Below are 15,796 nucleotides of genomic sequence, written 5' to 3' on the forward strand. Positions count from 1 at the left end.
CCCACACAGATGATTGCTTTATATTGTTAAAGAACGTTGCGACGTTGTCGCTAGGGATGCGTATAATACATCCTTAAATTTTCGAGTCAACACTTAATTTCAAACTTTCTTTCGATTATTTGAAACCGAAGTTTCACTTAACTCTCTGCTACGTTGTTAGCGCCTTTCGTTGCTGCCCGCCGTGTCAGTGGGGTCGCATTATAGGGAGATGGATTTTTTACGCAAGCACTTTTTTCAATAAAATTTAAAAAAACGTACTGTTCGCTCAGCTTTTGAACTAAACACCCTAAAACTGGCTGTTTAGCAGTCAATTTAGCTCTGTTTTGGTGTATTTATTTGCTTCGCTGTTACACTAGACTGAGCGCATTTTTAAATTAAAAGGTGAATTTATGACTATCCGTTCTTATAAAGGGATCACTCCGACATACGATAATAGTGTTTATATTGATGAGTCATCGGTTTTAGTCGGTGATATTACGCTTGGTAAAGATTCAAGTGTATGGCCTCTTGTTGCTGCGCGAGGTGATGTTAACTATATACGTATTGGTGAACGTACAAACATTCAAGACGGCAGTGTTTTACATTTAACCCGAGCTTCTAAGTCAAACCCCGATGGTTACCCTCTTATTATTGGTGATGACGTCACTGTCGGTCATAAAGTTATGTTACACGGCTGTCAACTTGGTAATCGTATACTTGTTGGGATGGGTGCGATTGTGATGGACAACGCAATTGTTGAAGATGATGTGATCATTGGTGGTGGTTCATTAGTACCACCTAACAAGCGTTTAGAGTCTGGTTACCTTTATGTCGGTAGCCCTGTTAAACAGGCTCGCCCTTTAACAGAGCAAGAGCGCGCCTTTTTAAAAGTCTCTGCTGATAATTATGTTCAGCTTAAAGATGAATACTTAGCTGAGGGCTAAAACACCTCGGTTAATTCGACTTGTCCTGCCGAGTTATACTGCTCATCTTCGATCAGTTGCTCGGCGAGTTCTTCGTAATCGAAACGATAAGATTCAAAGTAATTAACCGCACTGCTTTGATCAGCAAAATCATATTTGCTGGTATCAATAACACACTCCACCATCAAGCCACTTACTTGGGCAAAAAACACCAACTGCTTTTCTTCTGGCTTAAATTCGAGTCTGTCTATAAATTGGATAGCTTGATTCACGCAATTTCTCCTGCTTTAAGCGCGCTAACAACGGGAATGATTTCTGGCATTTTATTGCGCCATACAAAATAAGCTTGCGCTGCTTGACCAACTAGCATGCCACAACCATCAAGTGTTAAACATGTTGGGTTAATCAACTTTACCCAACTGATAAATGCGGTATCGTCATTTGCGTAAAACATATCGTAAGCGCACTGACACTTAGCAACGTGCTCTTCAGCTATACCAGGCAGGTCTCTCGTTACGCTACTTGAGGTTGAATTAATTACCACATCATAGTTGTTTGCTGGGATATCATTTAAAGCAAAGCCCTGCACATCAATTTCACCATTAAAATGACTTGCTAGCGCCTTTGCTTTTTCGGCGGTACGGTTGGCTATTGTTAAACTTTCGATTTGCTCATTCAATAATGGCTGAATGACGCCTCGCGCCGCACCACCGGCGCCAATAAGAAGTACTCGCTGCCCTTTTAAGGTGACATTATTGGCTAAAAGATCTTTAACAAGCCCTACACCATCGGTGTTATCCCCCAGTAGGCTACCATCTTCGAGTTGTTTAATCGTGTTTACTGCTCCGGCTATTTTCGCTTGCTCTGTAAGTTCATCGACCATGGCAAATGCTTGCTCTTTAAATGGCAAGGTGACATTAGCCCCTTTACCACCCGCAGCGAAAAACTCAGCGACAGTTTTTTCAAATGCATCTGTTGGTGCTAAAATGGCGCTGTATTGTATTTGCTCGTTTAATGATGCAGCAAATTGTGCGTGTATTGCGGGTGATTTCGAATGTTTTATTGGATTTCCAAAAACCGCGTATTTGTCCATAGTGAAGCAACCTCTTCGCCCTGTAGAGCTTTATTAATATTATGATTAAACGACTTTTTTCTAAATCGAAACCAACGCCTGAAACGCCTACCCCAGAAAAAACACCTTACGAAATTATTGGCGGTGAAGCAGGAGCTCGAGCAATTGCAAATCGATTTTACGACATAATGGCCACAGATGAATACGCCAAACCATTATATGATATGCATCCTCAGCCTTTAGATAGAATTCGCCAAGTATTCTTTGAGTTTTTATCTGGCTGGCTGGGCGGCCCTGACCTATTCGTTGAAAAATATGGTCACCCAATGCTAAGAAAGCGTCACATGCCTTTCCCTATTGATCAAGACCTACGTGACCAATGGATGCATTGTATGAATAAAACGCTTGATATCGAGATTGATAACCCACTCCTGCGTGAAGGGTTAAGACAATCGTTATCGCAACTCGCCAGCCATATGATCAATCAAAACTAACGAAGCTTTGCGCTATATCAATGTACGCTTTTTCTAAATAAAGATAATAAATTTTCCTTAATTTAGAAAAAGCGTCGTCAAATGAAGTCTATACAATTTAAAATTTATGCCTTGTTAGCACTAACAGGCGTATTGGTATTATTTGCCAGTATATTCAGCAGCGCTCAGCAACAGCATGCATTAGCACAAGACACTGTTGAAAGTAACATTAAACTGCTTGCCGATAATTATTTTGATTCTATTAACACCATGATGCTAACTGGCACCATGGCTAATCGCGAAATTCTAAGTACTAAATTAAGAAGCCATCCTAATATTGCAGACGCCCATATCATTCGTAGTCCAATCGTTAATAAAATTTATGGGCCAGGAAATGCCAACCAAGTTGCGACAAATGATGCTGAACGAAAAGCACTAACAGGCACTGAAGCACTATTTATTGATAATCAAAATAGTACGATGACTTATCTTAAGCCTATGTTTGCTCGCAGTGATTATAAAGGAACAAACTGCTTAGGCTGCCATCAAGCACAAGAAGGAGATGTGTTAGGTGTAGTAAAAATTAGTTATTCGTTGGCTGATATTGAGCAAGAAGTATCGCAAAACACCTTAACGAATACGCTACTACTAACGACTATTTTCATTACTGCATTTTCACTACTGGCCGTGATGTTTAGAAAAATATTCATCAAACGCTTAAAAGTCATTAGCCACACCATGCACTTGGCAACCACCAATAAAGATTTAAGCCTCACGGTAAATGACAGTAATAATGACGAGCTTAGCTCTCTCGCCACCAGCTTTAATCACATGATAGGCGCGTTTAAAGATAATATTGCCCAAGTCTCCCATTCTTCTAAGGTATTGATCCACTCTGCCGAAAGCATTTATGCCTCAGCGGATGCCACCGAGCAAGCGATTTTAAAGCAAAAGCAAGGGACAGATTCGGTCGCTGCCGCTATCAACGAATTAGAAAGCTCATCAAGCGAAGTTAAAAACACCACCCATTTTGCGTCTGAGAAATCTGAGCATAGTAATCAACTTGCGCAGCAAAGCTTACATGTTGCTGAGCACACTGAGCAAAGTATTAATCAACTTGCGGCAGATGTTAGAGCAGCAGCTGAGCAAGTAAGTCAACTACAAACGCAAACGTTAGACGTTGGCAAAGTACTCGAGGTGATCAGTAGCATTGCCGAGCAAACTAACTTACTTGCACTTAATGCTGCCATTGAGGCCGCTCGTGCTGGTGAAGCTGGCCGAGGCTTTGCTGTGGTAGCCGATGAAGTACGTACTTTAGCAACCCGTACCCATGACTCAACCGACGAAATTCGCCGCACTATCGATAAACTACAAGCTGAAGCAGCACAAACCGTTAATACCATGAATAACTCTTGCGAAGAAGCAGACGAAAGAGCAGTTCAAGTTAAGCAAGTTGCTAAAGCTCTACGTGATATTTCTTCGCAGATGAGCGAAATAAATCAACTTAACGTGCAAATCGCTGATGCCACTGAACAGCAAAATCTAGCAGCTGAAGAAATTAACCAAAGCGTTATAGCAATTAGTGACAATGCCGAGCACTCATTGGTTGATGCCCATGAAAACCAAAAAGTCAGTGAAGAGCTGTTGTCGTTAGCACGGTCACTGGATGAACAAGTAAGACGCTTCAAATTAAGCTAAAAGCGTCACTTTCACGTAAATACTAAATAGAAAGAGTGTTACCACTAGGCTAGGAGATAGTAACACTGAATTGAGTTATCTTTTGATTAAAGCTGCCACTGACGTGCAACTAAATCTGATTCTTTGCTGTTTAACCAATCTTGCGGACGTAAATAGTACTGATACAGCTTAGCTTCTGGGCTATCTGCAGCAGGTACATAGTTATACTCCCAACGTGCTAATGGTGGCATCGACATTAGAATTGACTCAGTACGTCCGCCTGTTTGTAAGCCAAATAATGTACCGCGGTCCCAAACAAGATTAAATTCAACATAACGACCACGACGATACAGTTGGAAATCGCGTTGCTGTTCGGTTGTCGGCGTGTTTTTACGGCGTTCAATAATAGGAAGGTAAGCATCTAAATAGCCATTTCCTACCGCCTGCATAAAGGCAAAGCTTTGTTCAAAGCCAAGCTCATTTAAATCATCAAAGAATAAGCCACCAACACCACGTGTTTCGCTACGGTGTTTTAGATAAAAGTAATCATCACACCAGTTTTTATATTTGTCGTAAACTGCTGCACCGAATGGCTGACATAAATCGCTTGCCACCTGATGCCAATGTTGTACATCTTCAAATACAGGGTAATAAGGTGTTAAATCAAAACCACCGCCAAACCACCAAATTGGATCTTCACCTTCTTTTTCGGCAATGAAGAAACGCACATTGGCGTGACTCGTTGGAATATGTGGATTATTAGGATGGATCACTAATGACACACCACATGCATGAAAACTACGACCTGCGAGCTCTGGGCGATGCGCTGTCGCAGATGCTGGCATTGACGCGCCAAATACATGCGAGTAGTTTACCCCACCCTGTTCGATAACATTACCACCTTGGATAACACGAGTACGACCACCGCCGCCTTCTGCACGTTGCCAATTATCTTCAACAAATTTTGCTTTGCCATCGGCACTTTCAAGACCCTGACAAATTGTATCTTGTAAGGCCATTAAATAGGTTTTAACTTGTTCGAGTAGCTCGCTTTGCATGTTTATCCTCTAAATACTTTGCCGGTCGCAGCGTCTTTGATCACACTTGGTTGGCTGTTGCCACCTAACGGCTCATCAACATAAAAATCTACTGTGTCTGCAAATTCGCTTTTCGCTTGTGCGATAGTCATTACCGTTTCTTGACCGGTTAAGTTTGCACTTGTTGAAACTAACGGTTTACCAAATTGCTGACACAGGGCTTTTACTGTTGGGTGATCAGTTACACGTACAGCAATAGTATCAAACTGACCCGTTAACCACTTTGGCGTTTCTTTTGCTGCCGGCATCACCCAAGTGATAGCACCTGGCCATTGTGAAAAGATATCAGCACGTTTATCCATGGGGATTTTGGCATCATCTACATACTTTAATAACTGGCCATAATTGTCAGCAATTAAAATTAAGCCTTTTTCTACAGGGCGTTGTTTGATGGCTAAAAGCTTTTCAACCGCAGATTGGTTATCAGGATCGCAACCAAGACCAAAAACAGCTTCGGTTGGGTAAACAATCACACCGCCTTGCTGCAAAGCGTCAATTGCATTGGCTGGTTGTGCAACAGGATCAGACAAAGAAACTCTCCTAAATAAACAAATTACAAGTGCATTAAGATTCGACTAACTTATGCATACACGACTTCTGCGGGCATTGTAACACAACACCTGAGGCAGTTTTCTTTTCGGTCATAATTGGCCAATGACAGGCAGGACACTCGGTCGCCACAGGTTTATGATTAAGCGTATATTTACAGCGCGGATAGCCATCACAAGAATAAAAGGTTTTGCCAAACTTATTACTACGCGCAACCAGCTGGCCTTTTTTGCATTTTGGGCAAGCAGGTAATTGAGGGGCACCGTCAGGCTCTTCATCATGTGCAATATAGTGGCACTCGGGATAGCCCGTACACCCAATAAACATGCCGTAGCGGCCATTTTTAATTACCAATGGCTTGCCACATTCTGGGCAGGCACTGCCTTCAAGTACTTTTATTTGTTGGCTATCGTGATGAGCTAATGGGCGGATGTAGTCACATTTAGGGTAACTGGCACAGCCTAAAAATGGCCCTGACTTTGAGTTGCGCATAACCAATTCAGAACCGCATTTAGGGCAAACCTCATACTCTTTTTCGAGTGCATGTTTATCTGCAGAAAAAAGAGAATGGTCGATTTTACTCATAAGATTCCTGTGGGGTTGGCTAATTTTCGCCTAATATACCCAAACTCAACAAAGATACAAGCAAAGTCGAATTAATGTAATACATCGGTTGGTTCGTCAAATATTAAGTCTTCCATTTGTGCGTAAGCTTGCTCTGACCCAGGTACATTAAATAACACCATCAGCACTACCCACTTTAGATCTTCCAAAGAAATAAATGGTTTATCTAAAGCGCAAAGCCTATCTATCACCATTTCGCGGGTTACGGTGTTAATCACGCCAATTTGCTCGATAAACATTAAAAAGCCGCGACACTCAACACTTAACATTTGGCATTCACTATCTGTGTAAATACGCATGGCATGTTGTGGTTGGGCATTAAGGTACGGGTAGATATCGCTTTGTTGTAAGTCTGCAAGTTGCTCTAGCCAATCAAGGGCTTTGTAGATTTCAGGTTTGTTGAAGCCAGCACGAACTAACTCATCGGTAAGTTCGTTCTCTTCAGTAAAGATTTCAGCTTCACTATGGATATAGTTTTCAAAAAGATACATGAGGATGTCAAACATGTTTATGTCCTCCCAGTCTTATATAACCATCTAGTACTCGTTCGATTTTATCTGCGAGCTCTAGGTCGAGTAACCGAGCTTGTACTTCGTCTACAGGTAATTGGCTGCGCTGTGTTATTTGATCAACACTTGTTACCTCATACCCTATACTTTTGAACACTGGGCAGTCGGGTTCATCTGCTATGGGCTGTTCTATACTATATAGACTGTTTTCACAGAAAAAGCTCACTTCATCAAGAATATCACTAATATTTTCTGTCAATTTAGCGCCTTGCTTAATTAAAAAATGACTCGCCTCTGAAAGTGGGCTTTTTATAGAACCCGGCACTGCAAACACGTCTTTATTCTGCTCAAGTGCATAGCGTACGGTAACCAAAGAGCCACTTTTAATCTGCGCTTCGACAATCAACACACCTAATGATAATCCAGAGATAATACGGTTTCGGCGCGGAAAATTAGCGGCATTAGCAGCAGTGCCTGGTAAGAACTCAGAAACCAATAAGCCCCGCTCTGCAACTTGTTTAATAAGCAAACTATGGCGTTTGGGATAGGCAATATCGATACCCGTACCAAGTACAGCAATGGTGTTTCCTGTTCCTGCTAATGCACCTTTATGGGCTGCGCCATCAATGCCCAAAGCCATACCAGATGTCACCGTCATGCCAACAGATGATAATTGATGAGCAAATTCAGCGGCTATTTCAAGCCCTGTTGGTGTGGCATTACGGCTACCGACAATTGCTATTTGTGGTGACCGTAATAGCTCAGTGTTACCTAAACAAAATAATAAGATAGGTGCACTGGCTATTTGTTTGAGTAAGGGCGGATAGTTACTATCAAAATAACTGATCACTTTGATTTTAAGCGTTGATATCTGCTCTTGATAGTGGGCGACTAATTGCCAATCGGTATTAACTAAGTTATCGGCTTGGCTTTGTGATAAGCCCAGCTGCTGAAGCTCTAAACTAGATAACTTAAATAGCTCATCCAGTGGCTGCTTTTGACTTAATGCAATAAGGCTTTTTATCCCAAGCCCTTTACATAAATAAAAGGCAAGCCAATGGGATAGCTTGCCTGAAACCTGTGCCATGCTCCCTCCTTAGAGCGCCCAAATTGTGAGTTAGTTTATAACTGCATAATCTCCAACTCGGATCGGGTGCTGATTTTTCACAATCAATGCGTAGCTAACGTTGTCATATACCTTAAACACCATTAGTTCACCGACTTTTTCCTTTGGCATATGCCATACACTACTGTCTTCGTCACTTTCGATACCGAACAGCTCATTTGCGTCAGTCATGAATTTCTCAAGGCTGTTAGAGTCTTCGCGGTAGCGAGGACCATTGCGGCCGTCATACACTTCTGGTGATTGACGTTGAATATCGAGGACGAAACCCGGTTTCACTTGGTCCGAGCCTAAGTTTAGTACAACAATATCCATGGTACTAAATTCACGCATTTCATTAGCTGACGCGATTATCGTGCCATCTAAAGCCGTGTCTGGACGTTTCATTGTGAAATAGGCAGGCAACATCTGCCCTTCCATTGCTGGCATTAAAAAGTCATGCGGCTTAATTTCTTGTTTTACTAGCTCAACCTTAACTGAGGCAGGAACGCCATTTGCTACATCACCGCTTCTAAATGAGCGAACAATCGCCACAAGCTCAGCTTTATTCGCCAATACTTCATTAGTCTTTGGATCAACAAGGTCATTTCCTTTTCGATAAACCCCATACGCTTCATTTAAATGCAGGTCGCCTTTAACATAGAGTGTATGCCCCAAGGTGTTCATTTTAGTATTAACACTAGCGCCTAAAATATAGGGCTTATCAGCAATAATTTCGGCGCTAATCGCTTGCTCATAGCTTAAATATGGGCGTAATAATTCCAATGGTAAGGTAGGCACTGCATTTTTGCCTTTTGGAGTGATTCGCCCTTCTGGAGAGAGTTTTTTATAACGCGCATTTTTAACTAAACGAGGATTTCCGTCTTTATCGTAAATTAAAGTGAGCGCATCACCCGGGTATATTAAATGTGGATTCGCAATTTGTGGATTCATTTGCCATAAGTCAGGCCATTGCCAAGGCTCATCTAAATACACACCAGAAATATCCCAAAGTGTGTCGCCCTTTTTTACAACGTATTGTTTTGGCGCATCTTTTTTTATTGTTAACACATCAGCAATTGCAGGAAAAGCACTGCTAAAGGCTAGCAAAGCCGCAACTAGTGGGTATCTCATTTGGCTTCCTTGTGTTGTTTTTCGATTATTATCAACCAAAACCTGTTAAAGGTGAACACGAATGGCTAAAATAAGAGCATACAATACCCTAAATGAATCACAAGTGTAAAAGGTAACTATGGCTAGGTTAGAAGTTTTAAGATTTCCGGATGAGCGTTTACGTACAATCGCGAAAGAAGTGCCAGAAGTAAACGATGAAGTTCGTCAAATCGTCAAAGACATGCTTGAAACTATGTATGACGAAAACGGTATCGGCTTAGCAGCAACGCAAGTAGATATCCACCAGCGCATTGTGGTGATCGATGTATCTGAAGAGCGCGACCAACCGTTAGTGTTAATCAACCCAGAAATCACCAAAAAAGATGGTTCAACGGTGAGTGAAGAAGGCTGTTTATCAGTTCCTTATTCATATGCAAAAGTTGACCGCGCAGAAACAGTCACTGTTAAAGCGCTAAATGAAAACGGTGAAGAATTCAGCCTAGACGCTGACGAGCTATTAGCGATTTGTATTCAGCATGAGCTTGATCACCTTAAAGGCACCCTATTTATTGATTATCTATCGCCTTTAAAGCGCCAACGAATCCGTAAAAAGCTTGAGAAAGAAGCTAAGCTGGCAGCTAAATCATAAGTTAATCAATAGGAATATCTGTGACACAACCATTACGCATTATTTTTGCTGGTACGCCGGATTTTGCTGCGCGCCATTTACAAGCACTGATTGACTCAGAGCACGACATTGTTGGTGTATATAGCCAACCTGATCGCCCAGCGGGCCGAGGTAAAAAGCTAAAAGCCAGTGAAGTTAAAGAGCTGGCACTTGCTCATGATTTACCTGTATTTCAACCGCAATCACTCAAATCAGATGAAGCACTTGCAGAGCTTACCAGCCTGAACGCCGATATTATGATTGTAGTGGCGTACGGCTTACTGTTACCAAAAGCGATTTTAGATGCACCGCGCTTAGGCTGCTTAAACGTGCATGGCTCTATTTTACCGCGCTGGCGTGGTGCTGCACCGATCCAACGTGCTATTTGGGCTGGTGACAACGAAACCGGTGTAACAATAATGCAAATGGATGAAGGCTTAGATACAGGCGACATGCTGCATATCAGCCGTTGCCCAATTGATAGCACAGAAACCAGTAGCTCTTTATACGATAAGCTAGCTGCACTCGGTCCTGATGCACTGATCAGTACAATCAATCGTCTTGCTGCAGGTGAAATCACTCCAGAAAAGCAAGATGACGCACAAGCTAATTACGCTAAAAAGTTATCAAAAGACGAAGCCAATATTGATTGGTCAATGGATGCTGCGCAAATTGAGCGTAACATCCGCGCTTTTAATCCATGGCCTGTTTGTTTTACCGAAATGGCAGGACAAACAGTAAAAATTTGGCAAGCCGAAGTTGTATCGCAAACTGCACAAGCCGGTAAAATCATTGCTTCTGATAAGCAAGGTATTACTGTTGGCTGTGGGCAAGATGCACTTAAAATCACCCTTCTTCAACCGCAAGGTAAAAAACCAATGGCTGTGAGTGACTTTTTAAATGGTCGCAGTGATTGGGTTGAACCTGGCTCAGTATTAGGTCAAAGCAATGAGTAATGTAAGAGCACTTGCTGCTGAAACCCTTTACAACGTAGTCGATAAAGGCGCGTCGTTGAATCAAGAGCTGCCTTTTGCAAGCCAGGGTTTATCGCCGAAAGATAAAGCCTTACTACAACAAATTTGCTACGGTGTGCTGCGCTATTTACCTAGCCTAGAAAATTATTGCCAGCAACTTTTAGATCAACCACTAAAAGGTAAGCGCCGTATTTTCCAGTTCTTGTTGTATGTGGGTATTTACCAACTTCAACATATGCGTGTACCGCCTCATGCAGCAATCAGCGAAACGGTTAATGCGCTTCAGCAAATGCGCGCACTGGGTTTAAAAGGTCTGATTAACGCGATTTTACGCAGTTTCCAACGTGAGCAAGCTGAGCTTGAAGAAAAAGCAAAGCAAATTCCTGTTTGCAAATTTAACCACCCAGGTTGGTTTATCAAACAAGTTACTGCAGCTTATCCTGATAACTGGCAAGAAATTCTTGAAGCGAATCAGTTGCAAGCACCTATGTGGTTACGTGTAAACCAAGCGCAGTACAGCACCCAAGAATACAGCGAGATGCTGAAAGCAAATGATATTGAGCATACCCTTAATGCTGATTTTCCTGATGGTATTAAACTAGCTAAACCGTGTGATGTATACGCATTACCAGAGTTTGATACCGGTGCCTGCTCAGTTCAAGATGCAGCGGCACAATTAGCAGCACGCTTTTTAGATCCACAAAATGATGATGTCATTTTAGATGCGTGTGCAGCGCCAGGTGGTAAAACGTGCCATATCCTAGAACTTGCCGACGCTGACGTATTAGCGCTAGATAGCGACAGCGAGCGCCTAGAACGTGTTAAGCAAAACTTAGTGCGTATTGGCTTGGCTGCCGATCTACAATGTGCCGATGCTTCACAACCTCACATCTGGTGGGATGAGCAGCAATTTGACCGTATTTTGCTTGATGTGCCTTGTTCAGCAACTGGCGTGATCCGTCGTCACCCTGATATTAAGTGGTTACGTCGTGCATCTGATATTGAAGATCTAGCTAACTTACAAGGCGATATCCTAAATAGCATTTGGCCTCTACTTAAGCCTGGTGGTACGTTAGTTTATGCGACCTGCTCTGTATTACCGCAAGAGAACCAACAACAAGTTGCTAAATTCCTTGCCAATAATCAAAGTGCTGAACACATACCTTTGCATGAAAACGACACCCCTACGTTACCTGGTCTGCAATTACTGCCTGGTGAAAGTGACGGTTTCTATTACGCAAAGCTAGTTAAAAAACACTAATAAGAACAAGCTATGAAAATAATCATACTCGGTGCCGGACAAGTTGGTGGCACACTGGCAGAAAACCTCGTAGGTGAGCAAAATGAGATCACCGTTGTCGATATCGACGGTAACCGTTTGCGTGAGCTACAAGATAAGTACGACTTACAAGGTGTTACCGGTCACAGTGCGCATCCCGATGTATTGCGTCGCGCAGGCGCAGAAGACGCCGATATGATTATTGCCGTAACCAGTTCAGATGAAGTGAACATGGTTGCTTGCCAAGTTGCTTATAGTATTTTTAATACACCAACCAAAATTGCCCGTATTCGCTCAGAGCAATACTTAAAGTACCGTGAAAAGCTATTCCATAACGATGACTTACCTGTTGACCACTACATTGCTCCAGAAGCGCTGGTAACTAAGTATATTCGTCGCTTAATCGACTATCCAGGGGCTTTACAGGTATTACAATTTGCCGATGGCATGTTATCGCTGGTTGCGGTGAAAGCCTATTACGGTGGTTTGCTGGTGGGTTATGCCCTTTCAGCCTTGAAAGAACACATTCCGAATGTCGAAACCCGTGTAGCGGCTATTTATCGTCAAGGTAAAGCGATTAAACCGCTTGGCACAACGGTTATCGAAGCGGACGATGAAGTGTTCTTTATCGCTGCAACAAAGCATATTCGCGCAGTCATGAATGAGCTGCAAAAGCTCGAACGTTCATACAAAAAGATCATGATCGCCGGTGGTGGTAATATCGGTGCGGGCCTTGCGCGTTCACTTGAGAAAAACCACAGCGTTAAGCTACTTGAGCGCAATAAAGAGCGTGCAGCACAGCTTTCTGAAATGCTTGATAACACCGTCGTATTTTGTGGCGATGCCTCTGATCAAGAACTGTTATCTGAAGAACATATTGAACAAGTAGATGTTTTCATTGCTGTTACCAATGACGATGAAGCAAACATTATGTCTGCGATGCTGGCAAAGCGTATGGGCGCACAAAAAACCATGGTGCTTATTCAGCGTGGCGCATATGTTGACCTAGTACAAGGCGGTGAAATTGATATTGCTATTTCACCTCAGCAAGCCACTATCTCGGCGCTACTAACACACGTACGTCGTGGTGACATTGTTAACGTTTATTCATTACGTAAGGGCGCAGCAGAAGCCATTGAAGCTGTTGCTCATGGTGATGAGCATACTTCTAAAGTTGTTGGCCGAGCTATTGCTGATATTAAGCTACCAGCTGGAACAACCATTGGTGCAATTGTGCGTAACGATGATGTACTGATTGCCCATGACGATACGGTTATTCAGTCGGGTGACCATGTCATCATGTTCTTGATTGATAAAAAGCACATTACAGTTGTTGAAAAGCTGTTCCAAGTAAGTGCTATCTTCTTGTAAAAAAACTTATAAACGAAAAAAGCAGCCATGACAGCTGCTTTACGACTCTTGAAGTGAAAGTACCTAACTTTTCTAAAAGATTCTACTGAATTTGAGCAAACTCTTCTTTTGAAAGTTCGCCATTACCATCGCTATCTAGTTCTGGAAATAACTTTTCAAGCTGCATATTTGCAGATGCTTCTTCTTTGCTGATCACACCATCACCGTCGGTATCGAACGTTGCAAAGCTTACGCCTTGTGCAAAGGCTGCTGATGATGTTGCTAGTGCTAAAATTGCGATTGTTGTGCTTAACTGTTTCATAATAACTACCTTAAATTTTAAAAGAGTGAAATCCGTTTCTGAGATCCTTGCTAAGTGGAAACTGGTATAACTATGTATTAATTCAGTTATTCGGCTTCAGAGAACTCGGCTTCAGTAAGAACGCCGTCGCCATTCACATCTAGTGTTTTAAACTGCGACATAATTTTTGCGTCAACGGCTGCTTCACTTTTGCTAACCACGCCATTACCGTCAACGTCTAGAGTGTCAAAGTCAGATGCTGCAAAAGCTGCTGATGATGCTGCAAGTGCGATTAAAGCTAATGTTTTGTTTACTGTTTTCATAATCATATTCCTTCAATATTAAGAGTGTTAGCTGATCACACTTCCAGTGTTGTCCTTTGTCATGGATTCCCTTATCCATTTAGGCTGTCTTTGGCAGCTCAGAACTAATCAGCTAAATAAACTGGTTTTGCTTAATCACATTAAGCTTTTGAAAATTCTTGTTTCGATAACTCACCGTTACCGTCAGTGTCTAGTTCACTGAATTTGCTCATAAGCTCTGCATCTACCGATGCTTCGCTTTGGCTGATAACACCATTGCCATCAACATCTAAGGTATCGAAGTCACTCATCGCAAATGCTGCAGATGAAGATACAAGTGCCATAAGTGCTAGTGTTTTATTTACTGTGTTCATAATGTCATTCCTTCAAAATGTGTTGTCTTGAGTTAGAAATCCTTTTCAGTGCGTCCTTACAATGAAATTAAGCTTTTGAGTACTCTTGTTTTGACAGCTCACCGTTGCCATCTGTATCAAGCTCTTTAAATTGGCTCATTAATGCTTCGCTTACTGATGCTTCGCTTTTGCTGATTGCGCCATCACCATTAACATCTAATGTGTCAAAGTCAGCGGCAAATGCTGCAGATGAAGTTGCAAGAGCTACAAGTGCTAAAGTTTTGTGTAACGTTTTCATAATCACTATTCCTTCAATGTTGTCTCAAATGTGATAAAGGATATGTTCCTGAATCAGTTTTTCTCTGTGTTCGCTAAGACTATTTCAACTTCGATGCCAAAGTTAAAAAGAACAATAAAATCAGTGTATTAAATTAAAATACCGAGAATTAGGGGGGAAATAACGCGATTTATTTGTTGCTGTTTTGCAACAAGCTCGGTGGTTGGTTTTTTGTCACCTTTAAAATCAATAAGTTACAAAGATTAAAATGGAGACAATAGTGATTAATTCGGATTAGAAAACAGAAAAATTAGAAATTTGAAAATAAACTCTATCTGAACAACAAAACTTAAAGAAAAAAATCGAAATTAATTTAATTAGTAAAACATTGATTTAATTGGTTATTTGAATTTATTTATAAAGTAATTTTAATATCTATAGGGTTAAATTGAGGAAAATAGCCATTTTGTTGCAAAATGGCGAATCGGTATTAGTTATCCAACACTGAAAGGTCAATTAAGTGCTCTTTCATAAACGCTTTCATTTCATCTTCACTGGTATCAAGTTGCACACCGAGCATAAAACCACCCGCTCTTTTACGTACGCTGCATATTGTGCCATTAAACTCTCGTTTACTGAGTGTGATTTGGCAGCTTTGCCCTTTCAAAGCGCTTAAGTCCTCCTTACTATTAAGATCAAACTGCACGCCTGTGAGAGAAATATCTTTAATAAGCCCTGCCAATTTTTGCTCCGAAATCACTAAGTTTGCAGGGAATAACGTAGGAATACGCGCTTCACTTCGTAAGCTATAAAGCTGTACTTGCTGCGGAAAGTCGAGAAAAATTAAGCGATGAGGGTGAGATGCCAAGGCGTTTATTTGCTGACGAAAAGCAATCACTTGCCCACCGCCCGCTTCGAGCACAGCCCGTATAATCACCATCACACCGTCTTTGATGAAATCACTGCCGTTCGCCAATCGCTTTGAGGAAGGGTAATTTAAGATGATGTATTGCTCATTCATCAAGCCAATAAACTCTGTTTTCACACGCTTACTATTTGTTGGTGTGATAATTTCCACATCAACTAAGCTACCAGCAGGAATACAGGTTAACTTTTCTAAATTTAATTGTTTTTGGGTTTTTGGCACTTTTTGATCTCCATTCCTAGAGAGTTAT

The 15,796-nt window shown here is 41.8% G+C and carries 20 protein-coding genes; 7 read left to right on the plus strand and 13 right to left on the minus strand.

All coding sequences use genetic code 11. The features are described 5' to 3' along the window. Positions 1 to 389 precede the first annotated feature (389 nt). Positions 390 to 923, plus strand: a complete 534-nt coding sequence (locus ISP07_RS18935) for a gamma carbonic anhydrase family protein (protein WP_063701482.1) — start codon at positions 390 to 392, stop codon at positions 921 to 923. Here the strand turns inward: ISP07_RS18935 and ISP07_RS18940 are convergent. Together ISP07_RS18940 and aroE are read right to left on the minus strand one after the other, a co-directional pair. Then, positions 920 to 1,174: a DUF1488 domain-containing protein gene (locus tag ISP07_RS18940; protein WP_105180736.1), complete on the minus strand. Its 255-nt coding sequence runs from the start codon at positions 1,172 to 1,174 to the stop codon at positions 920 to 922. The two genes, ISP07_RS18935 and ISP07_RS18940, sit on opposite strands and share 4 nt — an antisense overlap. Further along, a complete protein-coding gene (aroE, locus tag ISP07_RS18945) occupies positions 1,171 to 1,995 on the minus strand; it encodes a shikimate dehydrogenase (protein WP_209328562.1) in 825 nt (274 codons plus the stop codon). Before aroE ends, ISP07_RS18940 begins: the two co-directional genes overlap by 4 nt. 41 nt (positions 1,996 to 2,036) lie before the next feature. Here aroE and ISP07_RS18950 point away from each other — a divergent pair, with 41 nt between their 5' ends. Both ISP07_RS18950 and ISP07_RS18955 read left to right on the plus strand, forming a co-directional pair. Then, entirely contained in the window at positions 2,037 to 2,468 is a 432-nt protein-coding gene (locus ISP07_RS18950) for a group II truncated hemoglobin (protein ID WP_054554758.1), read from the plus strand. Between the two features lie 81 nt (positions 2,469 to 2,549). Next, complete coding sequence (locus ISP07_RS18955) at positions 2,550 to 4,145, plus strand: methyl-accepting chemotaxis protein (RefSeq protein ID WP_209328563.1); 1,596 nt, start codon at positions 2,550 to 2,552, stop codon at positions 4,143 to 4,145. Positions 4,146 to 4,231: 86 nt separating this feature from the next. Here ISP07_RS18955 and hemF read toward each other — a convergent pair whose 3' ends face one another. From hemF to ISP07_RS18985, 6 genes are all read right to left on the minus strand, one after another. Further along, entirely contained in the window at positions 4,232 to 5,182 is a 951-nt protein-coding gene (gene hemF / locus ISP07_RS18960) for an oxygen-dependent coproporphyrinogen oxidase (RefSeq protein WP_209328564.1), read from the minus strand. Positions 5,183 to 5,184: 2 nt separating this feature from the next. Further along, complete coding sequence (locus tag ISP07_RS18965) at positions 5,185 to 5,751, minus strand: L-threonylcarbamoyladenylate synthase (RefSeq protein ID WP_138617971.1); 567 nt, start codon at positions 5,749 to 5,751, stop codon at positions 5,185 to 5,187. 34 nt (positions 5,752 to 5,785) lie between these two features. After that, entirely contained in the window at positions 5,786 to 6,355 is a 570-nt protein-coding gene (locus ISP07_RS18970) for a type I DNA topoisomerase (RefSeq protein WP_209328565.1), read from the minus strand. Between the two features lie 71 nt (positions 6,356 to 6,426). After that, a complete protein-coding gene (locus tag ISP07_RS18975; RefSeq protein ID WP_054554767.1) occupies positions 6,427 to 6,900 on the minus strand; it encodes a DUF494 family protein in 474 nt (157 codons plus the stop codon). Next, the gene (gene dprA / locus ISP07_RS18980; RefSeq protein ID WP_209328566.1) at positions 6,893 to 7,990 is read right to left on the minus strand and encodes a DNA-processing protein DprA; all 1,098 of its coding nucleotides are present in this window, start codon (positions 7,988 to 7,990) and stop codon (positions 6,893 to 6,895) included. Before dprA ends, ISP07_RS18975 begins: the two co-directional genes overlap by 8 nt. Before the next feature lie 30 nt (positions 7,991 to 8,020). After that, positions 8,021 to 9,139 carry a LysM peptidoglycan-binding domain-containing protein gene (locus ISP07_RS18985; RefSeq protein ID WP_054554769.1) on the minus strand — a complete coding sequence of 373 codons (1,119 nt, stop codon included), beginning with the start codon at positions 9,137 to 9,139 and terminating at the stop codon, positions 8,021 to 8,023. A 118-nt stretch (positions 9,140 to 9,257) separates the two neighbouring features. On the opposite strand from ISP07_RS18985, the gene def reads away from it, so the two are divergent. From def to trkA, 4 genes are read left to right on the plus strand one after another with little or no spacing between them, the layout of a single operon-like run. Continuing rightward, complete coding sequence (gene def, locus ISP07_RS18990) at positions 9,258 to 9,767, plus strand: peptide deformylase (protein ID WP_054554770.1); 510 nt, start codon at positions 9,258 to 9,260, stop codon at positions 9,765 to 9,767. Positions 9,768 to 9,787: 20 nt separating this feature from the next. Continuing rightward, a complete protein-coding gene (fmt, locus tag ISP07_RS18995) occupies positions 9,788 to 10,741 on the plus strand; it encodes a methionyl-tRNA formyltransferase (protein WP_209328567.1) in 954 nt (317 codons plus the stop codon). Further along, the gene (rsmB, locus tag ISP07_RS19000; protein ID WP_054554772.1) at positions 10,734 to 12,020 is read left to right on the plus strand and encodes a 16S rRNA (cytosine(967)-C(5))-methyltransferase RsmB; all 1,287 of its coding nucleotides are present in this window, start codon (positions 10,734 to 10,736) and stop codon (positions 12,018 to 12,020) included. The genes fmt and rsmB overlap by 8 nt, the downstream gene beginning before the upstream one ends. A 12-nt stretch (positions 12,021 to 12,032) precedes the next feature. Then, on the plus strand, positions 12,033 to 13,409 hold the full coding sequence (trkA, locus tag ISP07_RS19005; protein WP_054563775.1) for a Trk system potassium transporter TrkA: 1,377 nt from the start codon (positions 12,033 to 12,035) through the stop codon (positions 13,407 to 13,409). Positions 13,410 to 13,491: 82 nt separating this feature from the next. On the opposite strand, the gene ISP07_RS19010 is transcribed toward trkA, so the two are convergent. From ISP07_RS19010 to ISP07_RS19030, 5 genes are all read right to left on the minus strand, one after another. Beyond that, a complete protein-coding gene (locus ISP07_RS19010) occupies positions 13,492 to 13,710 on the minus strand; it encodes an EF-hand domain-containing protein (RefSeq protein WP_054554774.1) in 219 nt (72 codons plus the stop codon). Positions 13,711 to 13,796: 86 nt separating this feature from the next. Continuing rightward, positions 13,797 to 14,012 (minus strand): calmodulin, encoded by a 216-nt coding sequence (locus tag ISP07_RS19015; protein ID WP_209328568.1) that lies wholly within the window; start codon positions 14,010 to 14,012, stop codon positions 13,797 to 13,799. 140 nt (positions 14,013 to 14,152) lie between these two features. Then, positions 14,153 to 14,365, minus strand: coding sequence for a calmodulin (locus tag ISP07_RS19020; protein WP_054554776.1), 213 nt, complete (start codon positions 14,363 to 14,365; stop codon positions 14,153 to 14,155). A gap of 67 nt (positions 14,366 to 14,432) precedes the next feature. Beyond that, on the minus strand, positions 14,433 to 14,642 hold the full coding sequence (locus ISP07_RS19025) for a calmodulin (protein WP_054554777.1): 210 nt from the start codon (positions 14,640 to 14,642) through the stop codon (positions 14,433 to 14,435). Positions 14,643 to 15,111: 469 nt separating this feature from the next. Beyond that, positions 15,112 to 15,768 (minus strand): flagellar brake domain-containing protein, encoded by a 657-nt coding sequence (locus tag ISP07_RS19030; RefSeq protein ID WP_209328569.1) that lies wholly within the window; start codon positions 15,766 to 15,768, stop codon positions 15,112 to 15,114. Positions 15,769 to 15,796: the final 28 nt, after the last annotated feature.

The organism is Pseudoalteromonas sp. PA2MD11, assembly GCF_017808125.1.
Taxonomy (GTDB): domain Bacteria; phylum Pseudomonadota; class Gammaproteobacteria; order Enterobacterales; family Alteromonadaceae; genus Pseudoalteromonas; species Pseudoalteromonas simplex.